This window comes from Acetivibrio ethanolgignens (assembly GCF_001461035.1).
GTDB lineage: Bacteria > Bacillota > Clostridia > Lachnospirales > Lachnospiraceae > Velocimicrobium > Velocimicrobium ethanolgignens.
Genome location: NZ_LNAM01000147.1, coordinates 1 through 2,333, shown reverse-complemented (window position 1 = coordinate 2,333; position 2,333 = coordinate 1). Strand labels below are relative to the sequence as shown.

The window sequence follows — 2,333 nt, the reverse complement described above, 5'->3', positions numbered from 1 at the left end:
TATCGATTCTTTAGCTTTGGAGATGCTATGCTTATACACTAATGAAAAAAGGCTTCGCTAAGGAAATACCTTAGCGAAACCTTTTTTTACTTATAAATCTATCTCAGTGTAGCTCAAATTTCTTTTTATGTCAACATTATAATAATAACTTTTCTAATTTTAAATGGAAAATTATCCAGAAATTTACAATTTTCTCTTTTATTTTATTAATTTTTTCTTCTTTAGCCGTCAATTTTTTTGTCATACTAGATTTTTTTTACTATTAGTTTCTCTTTTGTCTTTCATATTAATTACAACTTCTTTTTTATTTATCGTCAAAATAAGCCGTCTATTAAATATATTCCTTTATTTAGCTAGTTAAAAAAGGTTTCGCTAAGGTATTTCCTTAGCGAAAGAAATTTTATACTGCTTTTGGCAGCAAATCTTGTATTTTGCTATTATGCCGGTGGAAAGCGGCTTCTTGTTTTTCAGTTATTTTTATCCATAATTACTTATATAGCTGCCATATTGTTTGGAAAATACAGAGAGGATAAAAAGCAGAAATGGATTTTTATACTGACCGTCGGTATAGTAGCAGGGGGATTGATAATATTAAAGTATATAAATTTCTTTGTATACACAGGAAGAGGAATATGTGAACTGCTGGGATTTTCCAATTCATGGACAACTATTAATTTGATTGCACCATTGGGAATTTCGTTTTTCACCCTGCAGCTATTGGGATATTTTATTGATGTGCAGCGAAAGGTATGTCCGGCACAGATGAGTTTCTTGCAGTATATTTTGTTTGCGACATTTTTTCCGCAGATTTCATCAGGACCGATTAACCGGTATTCAGATATGGGGCCGCAGTTTGCTTTGGTAAGGAAATTTAACTATAGGGAATTGACCTTCGGTCTTCAGCGTATGGCTTGGGGATTTTTTAAAAAATTGGTTATCTCAGAGCGTATGGCGGTAATTGTTAATACTGTGTATGGAGATTACTATACCTATTCTGGGTTTTATATTGTAGCCGGGGTGGTTTGCTTTGCGTTCCAGCTGTATACAGATTTTTCGGGCTATATGGATATTGCTTTAGGTGCATCACAGGCACTTGGAATACAAATGGCAGAAAATTTTCAGACTCCGTTTTTCTCCCGCTCTATTTCTGAATATTGGAGAAGATGGCATATTACTTTAGGAACGTGGTTTAAAGATTATGTTTTCTATCCGCTTTTAAAAACGGGATTGTTTATAAAAATTGGTACTATTTCTAAAAAGTATCTTGGAAAGAAACGAGGGAAAAAGGTACCTACCTATTTGGGAATGTTTATACTCTGGTTTGCAACAGGCCTGTGGCATGGCGGATCATGGAACTTTATCATTGGTTCTGGATTGCTCCATTGGTTTTATATTGTAGCCGGACAGATATTAGATCCGATGTTTAAGAAGATAATCAAAGTATTTAAGATTAATACAGACTGTTTCAGCTATCATCTGTTCCAGTCTCTTAGAACATTTTTTATGGTTTGCATTGGTTTTATCTTTTTCAGAGCAAATAGTTTCCGAGATGGTCTGATGATGTGCAGACAGGTATTTACATTCAATCTGGGTGTATTTAGCTTGAGTAATTTCCTTGCATTGGGACTGGATATTCATGATTTAGCAGTAGGAGTACTTTCCCTGTTTGTATTGTTGATTGTTTCTTTATTGAAAGAAACAATGGATGTTCGGGAGAAATTAGCAGAACAGAATTTGCTGTTCCGATGGGGGATTTATTACCTGCTGATTTTTTCAATACTGATCTTTGGTTTTTATGGTCCTGAGTATAGTGCAAATGAGTTTATTTATGAAAATTTTTAACACAGGAATATGATGTAAACCCAAAAATCCCAAAAGAGTTCTTTGATAAATGAAGCTTTTGGGATTTTTCTTGTATATACATTTAGATTAAAGTACTCAGGATGCTATTTTTCATCTAGTAGTGTTATTATTCTTTTTCAATTTACTGCAAAAATAGTTATAGCTCCCTGTATTTCCATTCCAAAAAGACCCGACGATGAGGCTACATCATAACCGTACAGTTCTGGCAATAGTCTAACTCTTTATCCAGAGAGTCTTTGGTGTCACAGACTCATCTGTTTCGTAGGATTATTTTGTGGCAATTTAATTATATATCAAAAAGGAATGAGATTCCTTATATTTTGCACATTTTTTGAAAGTTGCGTATGATTAATCCGAAGGATTTGGAGTTTTGTGGATAAAACTACGGAAACTCAAGGTTTTAGAGTCTTGACTGTTTATGCTAATCTCATATGACTAAAAATTGATTTACTTGATTGTCTCTGGATAGA

1 protein-coding gene is annotated in these 2,333 nt (G+C 33.6%); it reads left to right on the top strand.

Annotated elements, in window-relative coordinates:
- The first annotated feature begins 411 nt into the window (after window positions 1–411).
- Window positions 412–1,842 (top strand): MBOAT family O-acyltransferase, encoded by a 1,431-nt coding sequence (locus ASU35_RS07450; RefSeq protein WP_058352399.1) that lies wholly within the window; start codon window positions 412–414, stop codon window positions 1,840–1,842.
- The last annotated feature ends 491 nt before the right edge of the window (window positions 1,843–2,333 follow it).